The following is a 23764-nucleotide window of genomic DNA, read 5'->3' on the forward strand; positions in this document are numbered from 1 at the left end:
GGCCCCCGAAAACTGCAGTTCAAAGCCAGAGTTGGGTTCTCCAGGAGCGGCCGGGCCTACGTTGTGTTGGGTGGTCCCGGCACTGAGAACACCAGGGGGAGCTGCCAGGTCAGGGCGCCGTTCGGGCTAGTGACCCGTTGGACGTCGGTGTCGAAGGGGACCCGGTAGGCAGCCGGTTCGCCGGCCGCCCGCCAGCGGGCGGCGGCGTCCTGGATCTCCGCCCAGATGTCCCGGGGGCCGTAGGTCCCAACGTCCCACTGGCGGGAGCCGACGGCTCGCACGCGTACCCCCGATCCGCACTCGGGCGCGCCGATCGCAAGGTGCTTGGCCCCGAAGTGGCGCACCAGCCCGGGGTACAGGCCGTCGAGGGCCAGCCACATGCCGCGCGCCGTGTCCGCCGGCGGCGCGACTTGGGTTCGCCGTGTTGGCCCCTCGGCAGCGTTGATCGTGTCGCGGAAGGAGGGGGACAGGAACAGCCGGCCGAAGCCGACACCGGCGCGGTGCCCGAACTCGACCGCGCGCAGCTCCGCCTCTGCCGTCCCGTGCTCATCGCGGTACGCGGACTGATCGTGTTCGCCGTCGGAGCGGGTGTCAGAAGGCGAACTCCGCGAACTGGTCGGAGAAGTTCCACGTCTCCAAGGCGTGGACCACCCGCGCGGGCAGCGGTGTCGCCGTCCACATCACCGCCGCTACCGCAGGCGGCACCAAGGCCACGCTTCACTTCCCGCAGGGCCACATCCTCAGCAGCAACACGGCCGACGGCACCGTCGGCTACGCGATCAGCATCGCGCCGAAGAAGATCGACCCCAACGCGAAGGCCACGTACGCCTACACCTTCACCAAGCCCGGCTACAGCCCGGGCAGCGTCACCTACAACTCGGCCGTCTACCGCTGCGACGACTACTACGGCAGCAGCAAGGCCAGCCACGCCGGCTGCGCCGTTCCGGACGTTCTTACCGGCGTGAGCATGGTGGGCCTGGCCCGCATCGACGCGGGCATCCGCAAACTCCGCGCCAACGGCGGCCACTACGGCGACCCCAACGGCGGCAAGCCGCTGCACTGGATGATCAACAAGAAGCGACGAGTATCCCTTCGCCCCTCCCATGAAGGCGTCCCGCCAAGCAGCGCGAGATCACCTGGGTGAAGGTCCAGGAGAACAAGTCCCAGGGTGGACGCATCACCGCCTGGCGCGGCCAGATGCACGTCATGGACGGTGATTCCTTCTACGTGCTCGCCTAATACTCCAGTGTGGTTTCGTGCTCAGGGGAGCCTCGCGACTGGTGAAGTACCGGTGGACCGCGAACGGGGCCATTCCTATGTCTCGGGCGACGGCGCGCAGGGCCAGCCCGTGGGGTGCCGTGTTGTGTGAGGGGCTGGTGCGCGACGGTTCGGACTTCTTACAGGAAGTCATCGCAGGGTGCGCTGGCGAATGTTGTGGGCGCTGGTGATGACGGGTCCTCCAAGTCGGTGAGCCCCGCTCGCAGGGGCGGGCGGGGCTGGGTGCGCATCGTCTGCAGGGAGTGCGCGTGTTCCCCTTCCCGGTCGGGGGTTCCGGGCGGGGGCCTGTGGCGGTTACGCCCGGCTCACGGGCTTGGCTCGGGTCGGCGGTTGCGGGTCAGTCGTGCGGTGAGGGTGCCGGTGAGGTTTTGGGCGGCCAGAAGGGTGAGGGCGAGGTCCGTATCTCGCTTGGCGAGCATGTCGGTGAGGACGCTGGCTACCACTCCGGTGCGGGTGTGGACGGAGGACTTACAGGCGCGGGTGGTGGATCTCGGCCGTGAGTTTGGGGGGGCAGGGCGTCGCTCTTGCTCGTGGCTTTGGCCATGGTGCGCAGGTCGTTGCCGGTCAGGGGTTCGCCGAGGAGGACGAGGACGGTCCATGCGGCGAGTCCGGCGATGATCCAGCCGGTCCAGTGGCCGGCGTCGATGGCGAGCCAGAGTCCGGCGGCCAGGGTGATCAGGCGGGCCCAGGCGCCGAAAAGCGCCGACCGTTCGAGGGTGGTGACGCCTTCAGGGGCGTGGGGAAGCGCGCTGGTCCGTCGGAGCCGTAGGACGCCGATCCAGTCGAGGGAGAGGCTGGCGAGCATTACGAGGGCGGCGACGACGTGGATCGTGAGGAGCGCGCTGTCGAACGACATGGTGGCCCTCTCCGGCAATGGGCGCCTCCGGAGCTGGTGAGGGCTCCGGAGGCTGGGGCAGGGGGGTTACTTGGCGGCCTGGGCCTCGGCCTCATGCTTGAGGTTGTTGACCCAGTTCTGGAGGGAGTTGTCCAGGGCCGCCTGCAGGTAGGCGGTGTTGGCCACGACCGGGGCGCCGGTCCACGACTCCTCGGTGCGCACGAGCACGCCGTCTGCGGTCGGGGTGAACGTCCACACGTGGATGGCGTCGATGCCCTGGGCGGGGCCGCCCCAGGCCAGGCACTTGTCGTGTTCGACCTTCTTGACGGTGGAGGTGATGTCCAGGCCCTCGGTGGCCCAGTGGAACACCGACCCGGACCGCAGAGCGCCAGGGGTGTCCTTCACCAGCGACGTGACATTGGGCTGCCAGGCAGGCCAGTTCTCGACGTCCGTCTGCACCTTCCAGACGGTCTTCAGCGGTGCGTGGATCACGATGCTCTTGCGGGTGATCACGGGTGCGGACTCGTCGGGGTGGACGCCGTCGCAGGTCAGCGACTGGCTGGAGGAGACAGCCGGCTGGTCGTCGCTGAGGGCGTAGGCGGTGCCGGTGGCGAGGAGGAGGGCGCCGGTGGTGGCGGCGAGGAACTTGGTGGCGGTGAGGATGTGCATGGTCAGGTCCTTGTGTGGAGGTGGGTCGGTCGGGGGCTTGCCGGCGGCGGGGTGGGTCCGCCCCGCCGCAGGGGTGGGTCAGTTGTGTGGCGCGCTGTCGGGGATCCAGGAGCCGTGGATGCCGGCGGTGACGCGGCGCGGGAGGTGGACGGTGGCGATCTTGTCGAGGCCGGAGGCGTCCAGGACCAGGAGTTGGGAGGCGTCCTGCTTGAGGTCGGAGACGACGGTGAGCAGGTAGCCGTCGTCTTCGCGGGTGGCTCCGGCGGTGGGGACGAAGACGGCCTCGCTGGGCAGGCGGGCGTCGCCGACCTGATGGATGCGGCGGGCGCCGGTGGTGCGGTCGTACTTGACGACGCCGTAGCCGCCGAAGCCCTGCTGGTCGGGGAAGGAGACGGCGTACTGGTAGCGGTTCTCGGCGCCGAGGAAGTCGTCGTTGAGGGTCGGGAATTCGACGGCGAGGTCGTCGATGATCTGCTCGTCGACGCTGCTCGCTTCGAGGTCGATGGTCCAGCGGCGGGTGTAGGAGCGGGTGTTGGGCTCGGTGCCGCGGCCGGGGGCGCCGACCCACCAGTTCCAGGAGAGCTGGAAGCCTTCCCGGTCGACGGTGGGGCCCTCCAGGACGATCCGGCCCTGGCCGTCCTCGTAGGCGTTGGCGGCGTGGAGCATGTTGCCCGGCTCGATGGAGAACCAGCGGATCTTCCCGGCGCCCTCCTCGCCGCGGGGCATGACGCCGATCCGGGCCGGCTGGTCGTCGTTCCAGCCGTACGGGATGCCGGAGTGCTCGGTGGGGTCGAAGGTGACGGTGCCCTCGACGAAGACCACATAGTGGCGGGTGATCGCGAAGTCGTGCTTGAGGGAGGCGGTCGCTCCGGGGATCTCGGCGCTGTGCGTGATCTGCCCCTTGGTGTCGGCGACGTAGTAGATCAGGTGGGGCGGGAATGGGGAGGAGCCGAAGAAGTGCAGCTCGCCGGTGACCGGGTCCGTCTTCGGGTGCGCGGTCATGGCGCTGCGCAGCTTGCCGTTGAAGTCGAAGGCGCCGACGGCGTCGAGTTCGGGGGTGAGTTCGAAGGGGAAGTTGGCCTCGCAGAGGGCGAGCAGGCGGCCGGCGTGCTCGATGACGTGGGTGCCGGCGGTGCTGGCGGTCAGGTCGGGTCCGTGGTCGGTCATGTAGGGGGCGCCGTCGAGGGCGGGGGTGCGGACCCAGCGGTTGCGGTACCACTCGGCGCGGCCTTCGCGCAGCCGGATGCCGTGGACCATGCCGCTGCCCTTGAACCAGTGGCCGGGGGTGACGCCGGGCTTGGGGTTGTGGCTGTTGCGGATCAGGCGGCCGGTCAGTTCCGGCGGGAGGGTGCCTTCGACGGTCAGGTCGGTGGCGGTGATCTCGTCGACGGCGGGCGTGTAGTGGCCGGTGAGGTAGGGCTTGTCGGCGGTCATGGCAGGAACCTCGCTTCGTGGATGCGGTGTGGGCAGGAGCTGAGGCGGGTGTCAGTCGCTCTGCTCGGCGCGGGCCTTGAGGCTGGCGAGCCAGGTGGTCAGGGACTGCTGCAGGGCCTGGTGGAGCTGGTCGGCGGCGGCGTCGACGGGGGCGCCGCTCCAGGACTCCTCGGTGTGGACGGTGACCTGGCTGCCGGTCTGCTCGAAGGTCCACACGTGGACGCCTTCGATGCCGTTGGCGGGGCCGCCCCAGACCAGGCGCCGTCCGGGGACGATCTCGCGGATGGTGGAGGTGATGTCCAGGCCGTGGGTCTTCCAGCGGAAGGAGTTGCCGGGCAGGAGGGGGCCGTCGAGCTCGGCCTGGTCGACGTCCGCGTTCCACCGGGCCCAGGTGTCGATGTCGGTGTGCAGGGCCCAGATGCGCTCCAGGGGGGCGTCGATGACGGTGGACAGACGGACGATGACGGGAGCGGTCTCATCGATGGTGAACATGGCAGTGGTTTCTTTCGGTTGACGTGGTGTCAGGGGCTGGGGGCGGTGGGTCAGTGATGGGCCGCGGGCTGCGGGACGGGCTGGTCGGGCGCCGGGGCGGCGGGGGTGCGTTGGCGGGACAGCCCGAGTGCGAGGGCGGCGGTGGCGGCCAGGACCGCGGAGCTGATGGCGAAGGCGGTGCGGTAGCCGGCGGTCAGTGCTTCCAGGTGCGGTTGGTGGGTGGCCGCGTGGGTGGTGGCGGTGCCGGCGAGGGTGACCAGGACGGCCAGGCCGATGGCGCCGCCGACCTGGCGGGTGGTGTTGACCAGGCCGCCGGCCAGTCCTGCGTCCTGGGCGGGGATGCCCTCGACGGACAGGGCGGTCAGCTGGACGAAGGCGATGCTCAGGCCGAGGCCGATCAGGATGCTGGGGCCCAGGACGTCGACGGCGTAGCTGCCGTGGGGGTTGAGCCCGGACAGCCATAGCAGTCCGGCTGCCTCGGCCAGCAGTGCGCCGGTGACCGTGGCGGTGGCGCCGATGCGGCGTGAGATCCGTGGTGCGAGGGTGGAACCGAGCATGTTGGCGAAGGCGAGGGGGAGCTGGCCGAGCCCGGTGGTCAGCGGGCTGTCGCCGAGGACCTGCTGCTGGTAGAGCGGCAGGAAGAAGAACAGGGCGATCCACACCGATCCCAGCAGCGCCATCAGCGCGTTGCCGGTGGCGACCCGGCCTGTCTGGAACAGGTGGGGCGGCAGCAGCGGGTGCGGGTGGCGGCGCTCGACCAGGACGAAGGCGGTCAGCAGTGCGGCGGCGACGGCGAAGCTCCCCAGGACGAAGGAATCACCCCAGCCGGTGCGGCGTGCAGTGGTCAGACCCCACACCAGGGCGGTGAGGGCGAGGGTCACGGTGGCGGTGCCGAGGGCGTCGAAGCGTCCGGTCGCCTGGGCGGGCACCTTCGGTACGGTGGCGGAGGCGGCGGCCAAGACCATGGCGGCGCCGATCGCGACCGTGTAGAAGATCCACGGCCAGCCCCATGCCTGGGTGAGCACGCCGCCGAGGAGGACTCCGGCCGCGCCTCCCGCACCGGATACCGCGCCCCACACGCCGAGCGCCTTCCCGCGAGCGGGGCCCGCAGGGAACACTTCCATCACCAGGGCCAGTGCTGCGGGGGCGATCGCCGCCGCCCCCAAGCCCTGCACCGCCCGGGCCGCGATCAGTGCTGCGGACGAGGCGGCGAGCCCCGCGGCCAGCGAGGACGCGGCGAAGACCCCGAGACCCGCCAGCAGGATCCGCCGTCGGCCCAGCAGGTCCGCCGCCCGGCCCCCCGCCAGCAGCAGGGCTCCGAAGGCCAGGCCGTAGGCGTTGACCACCCAGGTGGTCGCCCCGTCCGACAGGCCCACGCCCGACCGGATCTGCGGCAGCGCCACGTTCACGATCGAGGTGGCCAGCATGACGGTGAACTGCGCCCCGGCCAGCGCCGCGAGAGCGGCTCCAGGGCTGCGGGTGGTGCCAGTGGTCTTCACGAAGACACTCCTTGTGTGGTTAACCACTCACATCTGCGGGTCAAAAGGAGGCGGGGCTCTGGGGCCCCGCCGATGGTCCGGTCGCGCCGTCGCGCCCGGCTCAGTAGTGCCTGATGCCGGCCGAAAGCGTCCTGGTCCAGGGGGCGTCCACCTCTTCGGCCCCCATGGAGACGATCAGATGGCACAGCATGCCCAGTGCGAAGAACTCCTGGACCTGCTGCTCGCTGCCGCCCGAGGAGCCGCGCACGTACTCCACCAGCCGGGCGTAGCCCTGCCGCACGGCCTCGCGCACGGCCGGCTCGGACACCGCCGCCGCCTGGGCGTGGAGCTGGATCAGCATCAGGTCGTTGTCGCTGATCAGCCGGGCGTACGCCTCGCCCATGGCCTTGAGGACCACCTCGGAGGAGCTGCCGGTGGCGTCGGCGGCGGCTTGCTCCAGGGCTGCCCTCACCTGCACGAAGCAGTGCTCGACCACCGCCGTGAACAGCAGTTCCTTGCTCGGGAACAGCCGGTAGACGTAGGCCTGCGAGATGCCCGCCGCCTTGGCCACCTCGGTCGTGGTGGTGCCCCAGTAGCCGCGGGCGGCGAAGGCGCCGATGGCGGTGCGCAGCACCGTCTCGCGGCGCTCCTCGGCGGTGGACAACTGGCGGGATCGTTCGCTCTTCATGTGAGTACTCAACCACTCACACTTTGCGGAGTCAACCCGGGCCCTCGGAGTCAGCGGCCGGTGAGGCTCACGGTCGGGCGGTGCCCGCCCTGGGTCGCCGGGGCGGGATCGTCGTGGCTTGCAGCCGGTGGGGTTCATGACTCATAGCCTGGCCCCATCGGCTGTCCACTTCCAAGCCCCGGCGCTGTCCGTCGCTGTCCACGCCTGTCCACTTGGCCAGCACCGGAGGACTCAGTTCGTGCCGTACAGCTCCCTCTCCCACAGCGACGCGCACAGCAGGTCCAGACCCTGCCGCATGTGCCGCCGGAACGTGCCGTAGGGAAGGCCCAGACGCCGCGCCGCGGCTTCCTGCGTCGGCGCACCCGAGAAGAACGCGGTCGCCAGGGCCTCCTTGGCCCGCACACCGCGCGGGTCGCCGGCCAGCGCCTCAACTGCCTCTTGCAGCAGCTCTTTCAGGTCCTGCGCCGGGTTGTCGCAGTCGGCCACCAGGCGGGTGCGCAGCAGGGCGCAGGCGGCGAACGCGCCGGGGTCCCGCCACAGTTGCAGTGCCTCGCGGACGGCCTGGTCGAAGGCCGGGCGCGGTGTTCCGGACGGGCCTGACAGGGGCGGCATCTCGGTGGCGTCGATCAGGTGCCGAATCCACTTCTCCACCGGGATCTTGCGCCAGTCGATGGTGAACAGCCCGTACTCGCGGCCGCCGACATCGCAGCGGACGCCGGAATCGGCCAGGACGCCCTGCAGCCGGTCCGCCCAGGCCGTGTGGTCGTGGTAGACGAGGAAGCCGTGCGCGCGCCCGCGTGCCCGCATAGCTTCCGCCTGAACCCTGGAGTTGCTCAAGTCGATGACTCGGGAAGGAACTTGGTAGCGGTCGGGATATATCGAGAACCGGGTCATGGCGATGTGCTCGCCCGGCCTCACCGGCGCGGTCTCCTGGCTGTACCGCCACGCCGCAGCCACGACCGGATCGGTGTCGGTGTCGGTGAAGTCCGGCGGGGCCGGCAGAACCAGGCGCGTGGTGAACGCGACGATGCGCCCGCTGGAGATCAGCCGGAAAACGCTGAAGCCCTGCGGTTGCCGCGTCAGCCAGTAACGCACCAGCTCGGCCGATTGTGGCCCCTCAGCCTGCTCGGCCATGGACAGCACCAGGCCGTGGCCTCGATTTCAAGCACATCCTCGTACAGGTCTTCCTCGGCGCTGACCCACACCCTCGTCCGCTGCAACTTCTGGACGTCCCGGAACAGGTAGAACAGATCGCCGGTGACCGCCCGCACCCGCTCCGGCCGTGCCTCGCGCAACAGACCCAAGTACTCCTCCGCCAGACGCTGCCGCATCGCCTGGAACGTGGTGGGCGCCCGCCATCGCAGGTCGGCCATCAACGTCTCCCGCGCAGCGTCGTGCGGATACAGCCCCAAGGGCGTCGATTCGACGAACGGCAGCTCACGCAACCACTGGAACAACCCCGACGCGTCCTGCTCGGCGAGCACTGCCGCGAGCAATTCCTCGGTCGTCGAGTGAGCCTGCGCTGCCACCTCAAGGGCTCGCCGATGAGCCGCTGAGGGGACCTCTCCGACCAGTCCGGCCACCAACGTGCGGAGCACCTCGGCAGATGGGGTCCACTCACTGCCCACCCGCCCAGCGGAGTCGGCTGCGGCCGCCAGGGTCAACGCCAGGGGATTGCCCCCAGCAAAACGCAGCACAGCGTCCCGCCGCTCCGGCCGCACCGATGCCGCCTCCAGCAACGCCCCGGCCTCGCCACCGCTGAGCGGCCGCAGCTCCCGGACCTGCAGCAGGCCTGCCCACGCCGGATCGGCTGTCCACTGCGGCAGCGGAGCGAGGCGCCCGGCCAACACCACCAGTGCCCCTGGAGCGGCCCGCGGCAGGAAACGCTGCCACAGACGGCTCTCCAGCCACTGGCATTGCTCGAACGAGTCGATGAACAGCACCGTTCCCGGGACGCTCACGAACGCGTCCGCCGCATCCTCAAAGTCCGCCGGGTCTCGTCCCAGGAACCGGCCGTCCAACTCGACCAGCACCCGCCCCTCGGCCCGCGCCTGATCCCCAAGACGCCGCAGCAAAGCCGACTTCCCGATCCCGCCCGGCCCGAACAGCCAGAACACGAACGGCGCATCGACGTCCCCACGCAGGGCTTTGCCGAAGCAGTCCAGTTCGATCTCACGCCCCACGAAAGCACGTGCCCGGGCAGTGCTGAGCCTGGCACCCAGCGAGTGCATCCGGCCTCCTCTGTCTTCGAAGAATCCGCGACGGACCCACTGACGTCAGTAACCGCCCGCCCCATCATCGCCGCAGGCCAGAGGGCAGATTATCCCCCGCGACTCCGGCGACCGGGTTGGGGCGCCGGCCCTCATGTTTCGGGCACTCGACACATAGCCCAAGCGGCATCCTCAAGAACCCCCGATGACGTACAGCGGCGGACGATCATGGAACCATGCCGATCCCGACCTGGTGATGGTCATTCCTGACGGTGGCTGGCCCGGAGAGCGGCGATGGATCGCCGAGCTGGTGGTGAGCCCGGAGGAGACGGAGCCCGGAGGGGCTCTGTACTGGCGGGATGGGCGGATCGCGGCCAAGCATCCGAGCGACGTGCGGCTCGCCAAGATGTGCCAGATGGCGAGGGTGCTGGACACCCGGGTCCAGGGCGACGACGGCGAGGATTACGACGCCTGACGGGTGCGCCACCGCGAGATGATCAAGGGTTGTGTGGACTCTTGAAGATCGTGCGGTGGCCGCGGGCCATGGCGAAGGCCCTGTCCGCTGGCGGGAGTTGTTCGACCAGGCCATGGCCCGCATCGTCGGCCTGTTCGGCCGGGTGGAACCGCGTGCGGCTGCCCGCGCCTACCTGCTTGGACTGCTGTCCGGCACCGAGCGAAAGAACTGCTGGCGGCTGGCCGAGCACGCCGGGGACGCCCGGCCCGGAGCGATGCAGCGACTGCTCCGCACTGCCCGCTGGGACGCGCGGACGCGCTGCGCGACCAGGTCCGCCGCTGCGTCGTCGACCACCTCGGCGCCGACGACGGCATCCTGGTCGTGGACGAGACGGGCTTCTTGGAGAAGGGCCGCGCCTCCGCGGGCGTCCAGCGGCAGTACACCGGCACCGCCGACCGGATCGAGAACAGCCGAGTCGGGGTCTTCCTCGCCTACGCCTCCAGCAGGGGACGGGCGTTGATGGGCCGTCAGCTCTACCTACCTGAGCAGACCTGGTGCCAGGATCCCGAGCGGCGCCGCCTGGCCGGTGTTCCGGCAGAGGTCGTGTTCGTGACCAAGCCCCGCCTGGCTCTCCAGATGATCGCGGCGGCCCTCGACGCCGGAGCGGCCGCGTCGTGGGTGACCGGAGACGAGGCCTACGGGCAAGACCCCAGCCTGCGAGCCGGCCTGGAGGCCCGCAGGGTCGGCTACGTGCTGGCGGTCTCCTGCGCGACCAGGGTCCGGATCAGCTCCGGCCGCACCGCGATCCGCGCGGACGAAGCCGCGCGCCGGCTGCCCGCCGCTGCCTGGCACCGGCACAGCGCCGGCTCCGGTGCCAAGGGCCCGCGCTACTACGACTGGGCCTGGGTGCACACCGGAACCGACGAACATCGTCACCTGCTCGTCCGCCGCAACCCCACCACTGGTGAGCTCGCCTTCTACGTCTGCTGGTCACCAAGGAACGTGCCGCTTCCGGAGCTGGTGCGGGTCGCCGGGGCCCGCTGGAGCATCGAGGAGTGCTTCCAGGCGGCCAAGGGCCAGGTCGGCCTGGACCACTACCAAGTCCGTAACTGGACCGCCTGGCACCGGCACATCACCTTGGCCATGCTCGCCCTCGCGTTCCTCGCCGTCGCAGTGGACGACGCGAGGCCGAGCAGACCAGCGGACCCGAACCGCGCCGCCCGCAGCGGGGAACCGTTCGACCTGACCGTCCCGGAGATCCGCCGCCTGGTCGACGCTCTGCTGAGCCCACCCCCCAGCTCCCTCAGCAGGCTCCTGCAGTGGTCGCACCGGCGCAGAAGCCACCAGGCCTCAGCGCGCCGCAGCCACTACCGACGGCGACTCTCCGCGCCCTCATCCACCTAGATCGCGAAACCGCACTGGAGTACTAACCGCGCCTAAACTCACGCCGGCCCAGGTGCCCCACTCCCGACCTCTCCGGGAGCGGGGCACTCTCTCCGTGGAAGGAGGATCCCCATGCTGATCCGCGAAGTGAGCTTCACCGTCGACCTCGGCGAACACGGCTACCTCATCGGCTTCGACGACGACTACGACTTCCCCTCCGAGATGCCGTTCGGATGGCGCTGTGGCCCGGCCACACCGGCCACCGCTGTCGTCCTGCCCACCACCGACACCGGCCCCCTGCAGATGACCGTCCAGACGCACGACAGCCCCCCCGATACCGAACCCGGGGATGGCTGGGAGCCGGCGGAGGAGATGAGCCTGCTCGCCGATACCCCCACGCTCTGCCTCGCCACCATCGGGCAGGGCGACTTCTGGGACGCATGGCCCGAAGACCAACCGCCCCTCGAAGCACCTGAGGCTGCCGACAGCGGCGGCTGGGTCCACATGCGCCTCTACTGCCATGTTGACGACCTCGAGCCGGGCATCGGCGATCACGGGGAAAGACACCTCATCCAGCTCTGGCCAGCACCCCAGGCACCCGCCGTGCATCCGGACATCAGCGACGCGGACCGGCAGGCACGAGCCGCGTACGCCGCGGACATGGCCAGGCCCGTGGAGGACTACACGGTCGCATACCCCTTCACCTACGGCGACGAGGCCGGCTGATGTCCGTAAGGTGATCACGGGCCATCACGCGAATTCAGAGCGAAGGGGGCTGATGGTGCAGCAGCCCCCGTACCTCGACCGCGTGACTGCCCGCCGCACACTTGGTGCTGGCCCTCAGGCCCCGCACAGCATCCGCGCCGCCCAGGGCGACCTGCTCGACGCCCTCTCTTGAGTCCGTCTGCCCGACGTGGAGGAACTGCGGACCTGTGGCGTACTCGGCGCTCAGCCGCCGGCGTCCCCGGCTTCACGGCGGACTCTCGGCGCCGGCGTAAGTGCCGACGCGGCCCCCCGATCTCGCCAGCTGACGCTGGGCGGGCAGCCGGGCGCTACGAGCACGTCCCCCCTGTTTGCCAGGCGGGCGCTCATTGCCGTAGCCGTGCCGTGTGGTGCTGCTGGGCCGGGGGCCGTTTGCGGGCCCGGCGCTCGCGGTGCCGCATCCACGCCAGCAGCACGTCCCGCTTGTGCTAGGACTCCTGGGGCACGAGAGTCTGGACCAGCGCGAGAAGACCAGCCACTGCGACACCGACGATCACGGTGACGGCCACGAGCCACCAGGGCAGCGGTCGTCCGCGCCGACGAAGGCGCCCGCCATCCCGTGCCGGGCGATCTGAGCCCGCTTACCTGCAGCGAGATCGCACGTCTGTTCATTATGCTCATCGCCCAGCACGTCCACGACACGGCCCACCGGCTCCGCTGGTCCCACTGGAGACGCCGCCACCAGGCCCGATCCCGAGCAAGCCATTACCGTCGTCAGGCTGCCGCCCCAGCGTGATCACGGGCCACATGCTTTCTGCTCTCGCAGCAGCCCGACCTCTGGTCATGCATCAGTCACCCTTGCTGGTCCAGCGCGGCGAGCAACTGGCTCGCGCGTCCGTCCGCTGCGGCGAAGGTGAGGTGGTCGTGGAAGTCGCGGGTCTCGACGATCAAGCCGTCCCTGATGCGCAGGACCTGGATGTTGGCGGTACGGAAGGTGCGGCCGGTGTCGGGGTACAGGCCCTCGTAGTCGAACTCCGCGATCACGACCTCGGGGTCGTCGGTCTTGTGGACGTGGATGTTCTCGGCGCGCAGGCGGATCGCGTCGGCGGCCTCCAGGGCGGCGAAGCGCTTACGGAGTTCGGCTCGGCCGTGGATACGGCGTGGGGGAACCGGCGAGAAGACGATCTCCACCTCGGCGTCCTCCGCGTAGAGTTCAGTGAGTTCGCCCCACTTGCCCGCAGAGATGAGACCGATCAACCGCCCGAAGATCTCCTGCGGCGTAGTTGGTGCAGACATGGCTGACCTCCGTGACCCTGCCACCTATAATCGGATAGGTGACTCCGTTTCCGAACGATACGGATACGTGACTCCGTTTGTCCAGGCATAGTGAGGCCCACTTGACGACTGATCAGACTCCCCCCGTCGCGGGCGCGAAGCCCTTGCGCGCCGACGCACGGCGAAACCGCGCGCGGCTGCTGGAGGTCGCTGAGGCGGTCTTCACCGCGCGGGGCACCGGCGCGTCCACGGAGGAGATCGCCCGCCATGCGAACGTCGGAATCGCCACCGTGTTCCGGCATTTCCCCACCAAGGAAGCCCTGTTGGAAGCGGTGCTCGTCCGGCGATTGGAACGGCTGGCCGAGGAGGGACGGCGTTTGGCGGCCGAGATAGGCCCAACGGACGCTCTCTTCGCGTTCTTCGACCTGGTGCTGGATCAGTCTCCGGTTAGGAATGCCTTCGCTGCGGCGCTCGCGGACGCGGGAGTCGATGTCCGGGCCGCCACCTCCGAGGCTGGACGTGCCCTGGGCCAGGTGCTTATCGCGCTCCTCGATGGCGCCCAGCGGGCTGGCGTGGTGCGACGGGACCTGGAGGTACCGGAGCTGACGGCGATCCTGGTGGGCACCTGCCGCATGTTGGAGCACCTGGACGGCCACCCGGAGTCAGCGAAGCGCGCCCGCGCGGTCGTCCGCGACGGGCTGAAGGCGTGCACCGGGAGCGTTGAAGGACCCTCGCCGCACGGACATTGCCGCCCCTGAAAGCGGAGCGGACAGCCTACGCTCCGGGCAGCCTGAAACCGTAAGGATCACGATCTACGGCTGGAGTACGGACCCTAGACGCGTCACCGAGGTTCGCACGGAGTTCACACGGCCGTCAGAACGTGTTGGTACCAACTCGCCGGATGGGCTGTCTAACGTGCGCTGATCACTCCCGAAGTTGGAAGGACACGCACATGAGACGCGCCACCAAGGTCTCCTCTGCAGCTGTCGGCCTGGCCGTCCTCGCGGTCACCGGCACCGCCGTCGCCGCCGCGAACCAGAGCGACAACCACTGGCCCTACGCCCACCACAGCGCGGCCTCGTACACCCTGGCGGCTGTCGGCGACATCGCCTGCGAGCCCGACGACGACGAGAACGCCGCCACCCCGGCGTCGCTCAAGTGCGGCAGCCCCACCCTGGGCGGCATGAGCGCCGAGTTCGCCACCGCAAAGCAGGCCACGGACATGCACCCCGATGCCGTGGCACTGCTGGGCGACGAGCAGTACCAGGTCGGCAAGCTGACCGACTTCGAGAAATCCTTCGAGCAGGCATGGGGAGGACTGAAGATGCTGGAGCGTCCGGCGCCCGGCAACCACGAGTACTACCCGTACACGAAGAAGGGCGACGACGAGAAGGGGCAGAACGGCGCCGGCTACTTCGGCTACTTCAACGGCCACGACCAGGCCGGCACGCCGAACACCCAGGGCCAGGCCGGCGACGACACCGCCGACAACCAGGGGTGGTACTCCTACGACCTCGGCAATTGGCACATCATCTCGCTCAACGCCGAGTGCGACTCCGACGCCTTCACACACGACTGCTCCACGACGGACAACGGCCTCCTCGGCCAGGAAACCCAGTGGCTCTCGAACGACCTGGCCGCCAACAACCGTCCGTGCACGATCGCGTACTGGCACCAGGCGACCTTCAGCGCCACGACGGCCTCGACCGCCACGGTGCCCGCGTCCGCGCCGGGCGCCGGCGGCGCGGAGGGCGCAGCGACCGACGCGTGGTGGAAGCTCCTCTACCAGCACCACGCCACGCTCATCCTCAACGGTCACGAGCACGCGTACGCCCGGCTGCGCCCGATGAACCCCGCCGGCCAGTCCGACCCGGCCCACGGCATCCCGGAGTTCATCGTGGGCTCCGGCGGCGAGGCCCTCGACACCCTCGCCGGCTCGCCCGGCGACTACGACAACCCCAATGTGGTCACCGCCCAGGCCGGCGCCTTCGGCGTCATGAAGCTCACCCTCAAGCCCCACAGTTACAGCTGGGACTACAAACCCGTCCTGCCCGGCCCCGGCTTCGACTCCACGGCGCTGAAGTACAGCGACTCCGGGAGCGGCACCTGCAAGTGACGCCCCGCCCGGGCGGAACAGGCACCGGCTGCACACGCACGGGAGACGGCCTCACGGCGACGCTGTCGAGCCCACCATATGTCCAGACACGCGGCATGGGGCGCCTGGCCAGGGAAGATGCCGCGAGGCCGCGGTGAAATCTGCCGGACTACTCGACGGTCGCCGCCTGGAAAGTGGGCTTCAGCCGCAGGACATGGGTGGGGGCGAAGGGGATCAGGTTCTCGTGCCGGTCCGGCAGAGCGGCGTCGTTGCCCCTGTGAGAGCGCACCGCCCAGGGCCCGTCGCGGTGGCTGCTGTTCCGGAGCTGCGGCCCGAAGCGTGTCGTCGTCCGCGCCCGGGGCGGCCTGCCGGAGGTTCTCGGCGACGGTCGCGTCGGCGATCTACTCCTCCGCTTCAACGAGGGTGAGCGAGTCGGCGATCGCATGGGCGGGCAAAGACTCGACAGGTACGCCATCGAGCAGCACCGACCGGGAGCGGCAGTCGAGACGCGTCCGGCCAGAGTCTGGCCAGGTCGTCCAAGATCTGCGCGGCGACGTCCTCTCCGGGCAGTGCGGTCTGCTGGGCCCCAGCAGCTGCGATCGCTGTGGCCGCGACGGTGTCGGCATCGCGCACGCTGCGGTTGGCCAGCCAGGCCGTCAGCCTCGCCCGGCCACGGCGGCTGAGGGCGGCAGGAGTCTGGTAGCCGGTCGGCAAGACGAGCGCGCCCTTGTGGACGGAGGAGTCGAAAGCACGCTCCAGCGCCCGGAAGACACCGGTGAGCACGTCACGCAGCTGGTTGTCGCTCGGCCACCAGGTACGACCGGCGCGCGGTCAGCATCGCGAGATCGGCGGCCAGCTGGGCAGGCACCTCGATGGCGGTAAGTCGCTGCGGTGACGGGCGGTTTCGGCGATGACGTAGGCGTCGCGGGCATCAACGGAGGCCATCGCGGAGCGCACTGCGAGCGGAGTCCACTCGGTGCGCCCCACTGGGTGGGGGGTGCGTTCCATGGCGCGCAACTCAGCGCACCGCCCGCGCCGGTCCGCACCCGCGCGCCACCGCCCCGGCCATCCGGTGCACGCGTAGCGCATGCCGCCCGCGTCGCGTCGGCCTCTACGATCTGCGCGCGGGACAGACCCCGGCACAGAAGGCCGCGAGGGCGGCATGCGGGCAGCAGCCGAAGAAGCGGCCCGGCAAGGCGCAGCGCGAGGCGACCAAGCGGGCGCAGGCGGCGAAGAAGACGGGCGGCGGGAAGGGCGCGAAGAAGACGGCGGCTTCGTTCCGGACCCGGACTGAAACCCAGGGCGAACTGGCTCCCCATCCGCAGCCCGAAGACCTCCTCGAGCACCGAGCCCAGGACGGTCCGGGTCGTGCCCAGGTAGCTGGTGGACTCCAGTACCACCAACGCCCCCTCGTGCAGGTAGCGGCCCAAGGTCCGGCCGGCCGCGATCACCTCGTCGTGCAGTGCGTCGGCCCCGCGATCACCGCCACGTCGAACCCGGCCGCGTCGTCCGGCGTCGCGGTGGGTTGGTAAGTGCCGTCACGCAGCAGCGGCCCCAACTGCGCCGCGGTGATGTCCTCGACCGGCGAACTGCCGCAGGCCAGGTCCTCGGCCCGTTGCGCATCAATGTCAGCCCCACCACGCGATGGCCATCTGAGCGGCGCGTAACGCCAGCGGAAGACGCACATAGCCCTGGCCGACCACCACGACCCGTAAGAAAGCCACATCCGCGGGACAGCCGGCCTCCTGCCGGCTGACCAAGGTCGTCCGTGCGGGGGGGGGGGGTGTCTCTATGTCCTTCGTCAAGGACGTGGTGCCTGGTATGCGGGTGTTTGGGGCGGTCATGCGGCGAGAGTGACGTCGGGGGTCCGGGATTCGTAGAAGGTGCCGTCGCGGAGCATGGCGAACAGGACGCTGATGCGTTGGCGGGCGAGTCGGAGGAGGGCCTGGGTGTGGGTTTTGCCGCGGGCTCTTTGCCGGTCGTAGTAGGTGCGCGATGCCGGGTCGGCGTTCATGCAGGCGAAGGCGGAGAGGAACATTGCGCGTTTGAGCTGTCTGTTTCCTCCTCGTGGTGCGTGCTCGCCATGAATCGAGGTTCCCGACGACCTGGTCGTGGGGGCGAGGCCGGCGTAGGAGGCGAGGTGGGCGGCACTGGCGAAGCTGGTGCCGTCGCCGACGGTGACCAGCAGGACGGCGGCGGTCCTGACTCCGACTCCCGGCATCGAAGTCAGGACCTGGTGAAGAGGGTGAGCCTCCAGCAGACTGTTGATCTGGGCTTCCAGGGCCCGGCGCTGGTCGTGGACCGCGGCCAGCGAGCGGGCCAGCGACGGGATGACCACGTCGAGGGTGCCGGTTCCCGGGACCACGACGGTCTGCTCGTCGAGTGCGGTGAAGACGTCGTCGATCAGCCGGGCGGCCATGCGAGGGGCCTTGGGCCGGATCACCTCGACGAGTCTGCGACGGCCGGCCTTCCGTAGTGCGGCCGGGGATCCGTATCGCTCGAGGAGCCAGGTGACGGCGGCGTGGTCCAGTCTCGGGCCGAGCACGCGCTCAAGGCTGGGGTGGAACTGGGTGAGCAGGCCGCGGATCCGGTTGGAGGTTCGGGTGGCTTCGGCGGCGAGGTCCTGGTCGAAGCCGGTCAGCACCGTGAGCTCGGCAGTGATCTCGTCGGTCAGCTCCAGCGACCGCAGAGTGTGAGGCATCGTCCGGGCGGCGTCCGCGATGACGGCCGCGTCCTTCGCGTCGGTTTTCGCCTCTCCCGGATAGAGGTCGGCGATCCGTCGCATCGCGAGTCCGGGCAGGTAGGCGACCTCGCAGTCCGCATCGCGGGCGACGGTCAGGGGCAGGGCGCCGATCGAGGCGGGCTGGTCCACGATCACCAGGACAGTGCCGAACTTGGCCTTGAGTTTGTCGAACACGGCCCGCAGCTTCGGTTCGCTGTTGGGCATCGGCTTGTCGAAGACCTTCTTCCCGGCCGGCGTGAGCCCGTGGCCATGGTGGGCTGTCTTGCCGACGTCCAACCCGAGGAAGACGCCTATGTCTTCGGTGTCTAACATCGCACGACTCCAGAGGTGTTGACCGCGCCGGCCTCGGCGGTGGCACCGTGCTCGCGCATCCACGTTATGCAGACCTGCCGCCCGCGAACTGCCCGGCATTGCGCCGGGCCGGGCGGTGGCCGGGTCTCTCATCAGCGTCTCCGACGGCACCTCCCGGGCCCGGCGACACCACCCCCCAGGTCATTCGTTCGACAGAGGGGACACAGTCATACCGGGCCCGGAGGCCAGCGGCCCCATTGCAGGACCGCGAAAAACATAACGGGGGGAGAGAGAGAGTGGCACACGGCCCGGGGTGGCCGTGACTGGTAGGGGAATCAGTCATACAGGTGTCCCAGGAGGGCGCCCTGTCCGGACTGCAAGGACGTGGGCGTTCTCCTGGCCCATCCACCGCTCCGGTGCGGGCTCGGTCAGCTCAGTTCGGCTTCCAGAGCTCGGGCGTGCTCGTCGCCGGGCTGGCGCGGGAGGGGCGGACGGCGTTCAAATACGTGGCGGCCGACACCGGCGAGGTCAAGGAAGCGGCTCAGCCCGTCCGCGAGAGAGGGATCCCGCACGACAAGGTGTGGATCATGCAGCTGGCCGCGAATGATGTGCCGGTTCGGTGGCGCGGCGCGTGCCGAGTGTGCGGCGCTGGTCGTGGCGGCGGACGTGGACGCCGAGGTGCCACCATGTCCCAGTTTGCCTGCCGACCAGGGGCAGCGTGTCAGGGAGCGACGATGTCGTCTCAGAGGGGTCCTGAGAGCACTCGTGAGCGCCGGAACAGCCGACGAGGAGGTTCCGGTCATGAAGGAGTCGTCGCAGAGCGCTACGGTCGTGGCTCTCCTGGCGGATCCGGACGCGCCGACGGAAGTCGCGCAGCGCATGGCGCGGATACTTCCTGCTCGGCTCGCCGACAAGTCGGACCAGGGGCGACAGTTCGACGTAGAGGTGATCAGTGATCAGTGAGCCCTTCACTGCGGGGACCGAGGAGCTGTCCACGTCGAGGCGCCGGATCATGGACCGCAGGCATGCGGAGCATTGGGACATCGTCGTGGCCATCACCGATCTTCCGCTGTACTCGCACGGGCGCAAGCTCGTGGATCGAAACCGGTCGTGCGCGCACGGCACGTTGGTGTCGCGAGCGGGAACGGGCCGGACGGGGTGGTGTCCGGGTCCGGCCCGTCTGTGGGTTGTCAGAGGTCGAGTTGGTATTGGTGGGTGGTGTGGGTGGGTGTGTAACCGAGGCTGTCGTTGATCTGCCTCATGTGGGTGTTGCTGTCGGCGGTGTCGGTCAGGAGGCCGCCGAGGTCGGGGTGGTGCTGGTGGGCATGTCGGATCGATTCGGCCTTCATCCATCGGCCGAGGCCGTGTCCACGGTGCTCGGGCAGTACGCCGGTGCCGTAGTGCTGGCCGTCGCCTCTGCCGTCACCGGGAACGACCAACTCGGTGAACCCGGCGATGGAGCCGTCGGACGTGTCGACGGCCGCGACGGTGTGCAGGTGGTCGCCGCGCTGTTCGACGGCCTTGGCCGCGGCCCTGACACGGTCCACGTCCCAGGTGACCGTGCCGTAGTCGGTGTCGTCCATGGGCATGTCGTCCATGGCGCGACGCGAGGCGGCGAACGTCTCGGCGAGGTGGTCGGGCACGGTCTTGTTCCATGACGTCAGCCGGTAGCCGGGATGCGCGCGCTCGATGATGCGGGCGAGGGCGGTGGTGTCCACATCGGCCAGGGGCAAGCGGGAGTACCTCAGGGTGAGGACCTTCCTGAAGCCGTGTGCCGGCAGGAAGTGGTCGCCCGGAGATCCGGCGTCTGCCTGCGCGATGACGCAGCGTCGGGCGTCGGCCCGGGCAGCGGCGACGGCGGTGTCGAGGAGCTGCGAGCCGACGTGCCGGCGTCGTTCCGCGGGATGGACAGCGAGGTTCAGTTCGGTCAGGTGTTCCTGCCCTGGACTGTTGAACAGGCGGAGAAAGGCGGTCCCGAGGGGGACGGAATCGGCGTCGGATGCCAGCCATGCGAGGCGCCGGCTGTTCGGCCCGTGAATGGGGTCGGTCAGGGCAGTGATGCGAGACGACAAGGTGTCTCCGTGGTGAGGAAGTGGCGAAGGTCGGTACGCGGGCTCAACTGCTGGGCACTCCTGCGCATGTGCTCCACACCTCCTCGTCGACATCGCCGGTCCCTGACGACACCGGACGGCTGGGAGAACCTAGCTGGCCGGTCGGCTCCTTTGCAAAGGGTTAACGAGGGGCGGTGCGGGCGTCCGGTCACCGCCACTCGTGATCCGCTTCGCCGCACGCTCTGGCCGAAGAGCGGGAAGCGATCGGCGTCATCGCCGAGTCGTTCCCTCTCGACGGCGGTCAGCGGTAGCCGGCCGGTGGCCGCTCGTGCGTAGTGCCGGTCGCTCCAGTCCAGCGGGAGCGGTCCAGCAGAGCGTCGAGGGTGGCCCGTACGCATGCCAGGCCATCTTTTGCGGGCTGTAGGGCCGTTGGCAGGTGCGCCACGAGGTCGAGGTGGTGGACCGTGGCCTCGACGGCGAGTGTCCGCATCCAGTCGCCGCTGCTGAGCACATGCCCCTGGGTGCCGACCACGAACCGGGGATCGACGTCCTCGGCAGCTGTGACGAGGGCCGAGGCTGTCTCCAGGTACGACGCGCGCGATGCGTCGAAGCGGCCACGTGGCGGGCGTGTGCAACGCCACCGGCCCTCGCCGGCTATCGCTCAGACAGTGGAAGACGAGATCGCGCAGGCGTCGGCCTGCGCGCTGACGCAGCGTCGCGCTTCGACCCGGGCAGCGGCGACGGCACTCGGCCCGTCCGGCCACCGTGGAGGAAGCCTCACTGGCAGACTTCTGCCAGGAATCTTGGGTGTGAACAGCCCTTTTCGGGCTCGGCGGGTCCGGCCTCCTGGGCGCTGGACACGCCGGGCGCACCGCGATCCTCATCGGCTACGCGCGTCTCTACCGGCGGACCGAACCTCAAGCAACGCTCGACGCCTGGGGCGGTCGAAGTGTGGCTGCCTGCCCGTGGGTTCGGGTGCCGGGGGAGGGGAGGCGCGGGCGGGCTGGCCGGGGTGCACAGCTTGCCTGCCCGGGGGGCGGGGCCGCCGGTGGGCTTCGCCTGGGGCATCGTGAACACCTGGACAGGGGCCGCCCCTCTTTGGCCGGCCGGCCCCCGCGGTCTCCCGGATACGGCCCGCGCGCCCTCGTCCTTCAACCCAGGCCCTTGTCTACGGCTCCTTCGCCCCCGAACCTGAGCCCCGGCCTTGGTTCTAGTCCCTGGCCCTGGCCCTGGCCCTGGTCCCGGGCCTGAGCCCTCGGGCCCGGGACCCTGGCTCCTGGCTTCGCTCCGGGCCTCGGGCCGTCAGCCTTTGCGGGGCGTTCGCCCGCGTGGCCTGTCCGATCCGTATCCCGGGCTTTCGTCCCTGCCCTCCGGCCCCCGCCCTCCCCCTCCTCCTGGGTCTTTCCGGGGGGGCCTTCTTGTGAGGGGTGTTGGAGTCGTCTTTTCGGGTTCCCCTCTGCGGTGGTGCCAGAGTCGTGTGGGGGTGTGGGGGGCAGATGTTCAGAGTTGTTCCATGACGAAGTCTTCCTTGCTTGCTCCGCAGGTGGGGCATTGCCAGGTGTCGGGGATGTTTTCCCAGGGGGTGCCGGGGGGGATGCCTTCTTCGGGGAGGCCGAGGGTTTCGTAGTAGACCCAGCCGCACAGCAGGCACATCCAGGCGCGTTTGCCGGGGGTGTCGTTCATGCGATTCCTTCGTGGTGCGTGTGCGTGTGCAGGTGCGTGTGCGGGCCGTGGGGGGCGGTGAGGTGTTCGGTGGTGAAGTGGGTGAGGTGGGCGGCGGTGGTGCGGGACATGAGGATGCCCATGTGGCCGCCGTCGGCGTCGGTGAGTTGGGCGTTTTTCAGGCTGGCGGTGACGGTGCGGGCGTCTTCGTAGGGGACCATGGGGTCGCCTGGGTCGTGGAGGATGAGCGTGGGCAGGTCGAGTGCGGCGCCGAGCGCGGTCAGGTCCCAGTGGCTGACGGGGACGCCGTTGCGGTGGTGCAGTTCGTGGTAGATCCCCTGGACCAGCGGGGGAGTCAGGCGCAGCCCGCCGCCGTCCCAGCGTTCGAGGACGTTGCCGAGTGTGGCGGGTGGGGCGATGAGGACCGCGCATTCGGGCTGGTGTCCGGTGTGCTGTGCGATGGCGGCGATCGCGGCGATGGACCCCAGCGAGTGCGCCACGACCACCCGCACGTCGCCGAGTGTGTCCAGGACGGCGCCGGTGGCGTGGGTGTACTGGGTCATGGTGGCCTGGTCGCCTTTGCGGACTCCGTGGGCGGGTCCGTCGAAGGCGGCGACGCGCAGGCCCTGGGCGCGCAGTGGGGGGACGAGGGAGTGCATGCTGCTGCTGTTGGCGGCCCATCCGTGGACGAGGAGGGCGCTGCCCTGGGTGGCGTTCTCGTTCCACAGGAAGCCGTCGGTGACGTTCTGGTCGCCGTGGACGGTGAAGGGGACCGCGCCCAGTGGCAGGACGTCGTCGGGGCGCAGTCCGTAGGTGCGGGTGCTGGAGAACACGTCGGTGGCCCAGCGTGCTGCCAGCCGGGGTGCCAGTGCGCCTGCTGTGCGGTGTGCGTGGCGGCGCAGCCACCGGCTGGTCACGGGGTGCCCTTCGCGGCCGAGGGCAGGGCTGTCTTCGGTTCGACCTTGTTGCGGGCGAGGTCGGCGTAGTACCCGGACTCGGTGTCGTAGAAGTGGAGGTGGCGGACGATGTCCCACATCTGCCCGAAGGAGAACCGGCGTTCGCGGACCATTCCCGGGTAGCGGGCCTTCAGTGTCTCCTGGGCCTTGGGCAGGTTGTAGTAGGGGATGACGGGGGCGACGTGGTGGGCGGTGTGGATGGAGATGTTGTGGGTGAGGAACAGCAGCCAGCGCGGGTAGACGTAGTCGGTGGTCACCAGCAGCCGGCTGGCGTTGCGGGTCCAGTACTCGGCGGTCAGGTAGGGGATGTCGCTGGCGCTGTGGTGCATGAGGGTGGTGGCGCTGAACCAGGCGTGGGTGGCGATCCAGGGGGCGACGAAGTAGATCAGCAGTCCGGTGAAGCCGGTGAAGTACACCAGCACGGCCGCGTAGGGCAGGGCCACCGCGGCGACGAACAGCATGGAGCGCCGTACCTCGCGCCGCTGGCCGGCCTTGGGGAAGAAGCCGGGGCGCAGGGCGGATTCGGCCCAGTAGTTGATGGTGCCGCCCCAGAACGCCCACGTACGCGTGGAGACGTACACCGTCTTGTCCCACAGCGACATCCGCTCGAACATGCCGGCGGGTATGGGGCGCCAGTCGGTGTCGAACTCCAGGTGGTTGGTGCTGGAGTGGTGCATGTTGTGGACGTGCCGCCAGGCGTGGAAGGGGTAGATCAGCGGCAGCAGGGAGATGTGCCCGATCGCGTAGTTGAACCTGCGTGAACGCGAGAACGAGCCGTGTCCGCAGTCGTGGGCGATGCAGTGCAGCCCCCAGCCGCCGAGTCCGGCCACGATCCACAGCGGGATCCACAGCAGCGGGCTCGGCGCGTACGCCACGCCCACGATCGCGCCCGCGTACAGCAGCCAGCTGACCGCGAACCCGATCAGGCCGCGGCTGACGCGCGGTTCGAAGTACTCCTTGGGTATCGCGCCGGCCAGGCGTTCCCCCTCCAGCTGTTCCGCCTGGCGCATAAAGGCCCGGAAGTTGTCCTGCGGTGCCGAAGGGAAGTCGAATGCCCCCATGGTGGTC

At 69.7% G+C, this 23764-nt stretch carries 22 protein-coding genes and 4 pseudogenes; 8 read left to right on the forward strand and 18 right to left on the reverse strand.

What is annotated here, in order from left to right:
- Positions 1-56: 56 nt before the first annotated feature.
- Positions 57-380 (reverse strand): hypothetical protein, encoded by a 324-nt coding sequence (locus HEP81_RS38850; protein WP_051850705.1) that lies wholly within the window; start codon positions 378-380, stop codon positions 57-59.
- Positions 381-961: 581 nt separating this feature from the next.
- Between HEP81_RS38850 and HEP81_RS38855 the strand changes: the two genes are divergently transcribed.
- A complete protein-coding gene (locus tag HEP81_RS38855) occupies positions 962-1144 on the forward strand; it encodes a hypothetical protein (protein ID WP_157854667.1) in 183 nt (60 codons plus the stop codon).
- 570 nt (positions 1145-1714) lie between these two features.
- Here HEP81_RS38855 and HEP81_RS38860 read toward each other — a convergent pair.
- The 8 genes from HEP81_RS38860 to HEP81_RS40965 all read right to left on the reverse strand — a co-directional run bounded on the left by HEP81_RS38860 (position 1715) and on the right by HEP81_RS40965 (position 9105).
- Positions 1715-2134, reverse strand: a complete 420-nt coding sequence (locus HEP81_RS38860) for a hypothetical protein (RefSeq protein WP_037663640.1) — start codon at positions 2132-2134, stop codon at positions 1715-1717.
- Between the two features lie 66 nt (positions 2135-2200).
- Positions 2201-2782 carry an SRPBCC family protein gene (locus HEP81_RS38865; protein ID WP_051850704.1) on the reverse strand — a complete coding sequence of 194 codons (582 nt, stop codon included), beginning with the start codon at positions 2780-2782 and terminating at the stop codon, positions 2201-2203.
- A gap of 78 nt (positions 2783-2860) precedes the next feature.
- Positions 2861-4216, reverse strand: a complete 1356-nt coding sequence (locus HEP81_RS38870; protein ID WP_037663639.1) for a carotenoid oxygenase family protein — start codon at positions 4214-4216, stop codon at positions 2861-2863.
- Between the two features lie 51 nt (positions 4217-4267).
- Positions 4268-4708, reverse strand: a complete 441-nt coding sequence (locus HEP81_RS38875) for an SRPBCC family protein (RefSeq protein ID WP_037663637.1) — start codon at positions 4706-4708, stop codon at positions 4268-4270.
- Between the two features lie 50 nt (positions 4709-4758).
- Positions 4759-6207: an MFS transporter gene (locus HEP81_RS38880; RefSeq protein WP_037663635.1), complete on the reverse strand. Its 1449-nt coding sequence runs from the start codon at positions 6205-6207 to the stop codon at positions 4759-4761.
- Between the two features lie 100 nt (positions 6208-6307).
- Positions 6308-6874 carry a TetR/AcrR family transcriptional regulator gene (locus tag HEP81_RS38885; protein ID WP_037663633.1) on the reverse strand — a complete coding sequence of 189 codons (567 nt, stop codon included), beginning with the start codon at positions 6872-6874 and terminating at the stop codon, positions 6308-6310.
- Between the two features lie 231 nt (positions 6875-7105).
- Complete coding sequence (locus HEP81_RS40960) at positions 7106-8008, reverse strand: hypothetical protein (RefSeq protein ID WP_207748339.1); 903 nt, start codon at positions 8006-8008, stop codon at positions 7106-7108.
- Positions 7954-9105, reverse strand: a complete 1152-nt coding sequence (locus tag HEP81_RS40965; protein WP_051850703.1) for a P-loop NTPase family protein — start codon at positions 9103-9105, stop codon at positions 7954-7956. Before HEP81_RS40965 ends, HEP81_RS40960 begins: the two co-directional genes overlap by 55 nt.
- A 184-nt stretch (positions 9106-9289) precedes the next feature.
- On the opposite strand from HEP81_RS40965, the gene HEP81_RS38895 reads away from it, so the two are divergent.
- The 4 genes and pseudogenes from HEP81_RS38895 to HEP81_RS41970 form a co-directional block, all read left to right on the forward strand.
- Positions 9290-9559 carry a hypothetical protein gene (locus HEP81_RS38895; protein ID WP_157854666.1) on the forward strand — a complete coding sequence of 90 codons (270 nt, stop codon included), beginning with the start codon at positions 9290-9292 and terminating at the stop codon, positions 9557-9559.
- Between the two features lie 112 nt (positions 9560-9671).
- Positions 9672-10942 (forward strand): annotated as a pseudogene (locus HEP81_RS38900) (IS701 family transposase).
- Positions 10943-11053: 111 nt separating this feature from the next.
- Positions 11054-11647, forward strand: a complete 594-nt coding sequence (locus HEP81_RS38905; protein WP_051850702.1) for a hypothetical protein — start codon at positions 11054-11056, stop codon at positions 11645-11647.
- Between the two features lie 559 nt (positions 11648-12206).
- Positions 12207-12419: pseudogene (locus tag HEP81_RS41970) on the forward strand (IS701 family transposase); the annotation flags it as partial.
- Positions 12420-12475: 56 nt separating this feature from the next.
- Here the strand turns inward: HEP81_RS41970 and HEP81_RS38910 are convergent.
- Complete coding sequence (locus tag HEP81_RS38910) at positions 12476-12919, reverse strand: nuclear transport factor 2 family protein (protein WP_037663629.1); 444 nt, start codon at positions 12917-12919, stop codon at positions 12476-12478.
- 101 nt (positions 12920-13020) lie between these two features.
- On the opposite strand from HEP81_RS38910, the gene HEP81_RS38915 reads away from it, so the two are divergent.
- Together HEP81_RS38915 and HEP81_RS38920 are read left to right on the forward strand one after the other, a co-directional pair.
- Positions 13021-13656, forward strand: a complete 636-nt coding sequence (locus HEP81_RS38915) for a TetR/AcrR family transcriptional regulator (RefSeq protein WP_051850706.1) — start codon at positions 13021-13023, stop codon at positions 13654-13656.
- 194 nt (positions 13657-13850) lie between these two features.
- Positions 13851-15014 (forward strand): metallophosphoesterase family protein, encoded by a 1164-nt coding sequence (locus tag HEP81_RS38920; RefSeq protein ID WP_037663626.1) that lies wholly within the window; start codon positions 13851-13853, stop codon positions 15012-15014.
- Between the two features lie 504 nt (positions 15015-15518).
- On the opposite strand, the pseudogene HEP81_RS41975 reads toward HEP81_RS38920, so the two are convergent.
- From HEP81_RS41975 to HEP81_RS38930, 3 genes and pseudogenes are all read right to left on the reverse strand, one after another.
- Positions 15519-15935 (reverse strand): annotated as a pseudogene (locus HEP81_RS41975) (IS110 family transposase); the annotation flags it as partial.
- A gap of 505 nt (positions 15936-16440) precedes the next feature.
- A complete protein-coding gene (locus tag HEP81_RS38925) occupies positions 16441-16680 on the reverse strand; it encodes a hypothetical protein (RefSeq protein WP_157854665.1) in 240 nt (79 codons plus the stop codon).
- 153 nt (positions 16681-16833) lie between these two features.
- Positions 16834-18048 carry an IS110 family RNA-guided transposase gene (locus HEP81_RS38930; protein WP_037664750.1) on the reverse strand — a complete coding sequence of 405 codons (1215 nt, stop codon included), beginning with the start codon at positions 18046-18048 and terminating at the stop codon, positions 16834-16836.
- A 585-nt stretch (positions 18049-18633) separates the two neighbouring features.
- Here HEP81_RS38930 and HEP81_RS42825 point away from each other — a divergent pair.
- Positions 18634-19123: pseudogene (locus tag HEP81_RS42825) on the forward strand (hypothetical protein); the annotation flags it as partial.
- Between the two features lie 94 nt (positions 19124-19217).
- Here the strand turns inward: HEP81_RS42825 and HEP81_RS38940 are convergent.
- From HEP81_RS38940 to HEP81_RS38960, 5 genes are all read right to left on the reverse strand, one after another.
- Entirely contained in the window at positions 19218-20099 is an 882-nt protein-coding gene (locus HEP81_RS38940; RefSeq protein WP_037664643.1) for a GNAT family N-acetyltransferase, read from the reverse strand.
- A 280-nt stretch (positions 20100-20379) separates the two neighbouring features.
- Positions 20380-20736: a maleylpyruvate isomerase N-terminal domain-containing protein gene (locus HEP81_RS41980; protein ID WP_338058778.1), complete on the reverse strand. Its 357-nt coding sequence runs from the start codon at positions 20734-20736 to the stop codon at positions 20380-20382.
- A gap of 842 nt (positions 20737-21578) precedes the next feature.
- On the reverse strand, positions 21579-21761 hold the full coding sequence (locus HEP81_RS38950) for a rubredoxin (RefSeq protein ID WP_190276083.1): 183 nt from the start codon (positions 21759-21761) through the stop codon (positions 21579-21581).
- Positions 21758-22657: an alpha/beta fold hydrolase gene (locus HEP81_RS38955; RefSeq protein ID WP_190276084.1), complete on the reverse strand. Its 900-nt coding sequence runs from the start codon at positions 22655-22657 to the stop codon at positions 21758-21760. Before HEP81_RS38955 ends, HEP81_RS38950 begins: the two co-directional genes overlap by 4 nt.
- Entirely contained in the window at positions 22654-23757 is a 1104-nt protein-coding gene (locus HEP81_RS38960) for a fatty acid desaturase (protein ID WP_037661853.1), read from the reverse strand. Before HEP81_RS38960 ends, HEP81_RS38955 begins: the two co-directional genes overlap by 4 nt.
- Between the last annotated feature and the right edge of the window lie 7 nt (positions 23758-23764).

The organism is Streptomyces griseofuscus (assembly GCF_014673495.1).
Lineage (GTDB): Bacteria > Actinomycetota > Actinomycetes > Streptomycetales > Streptomycetaceae > Streptomyces > Streptomyces murinus.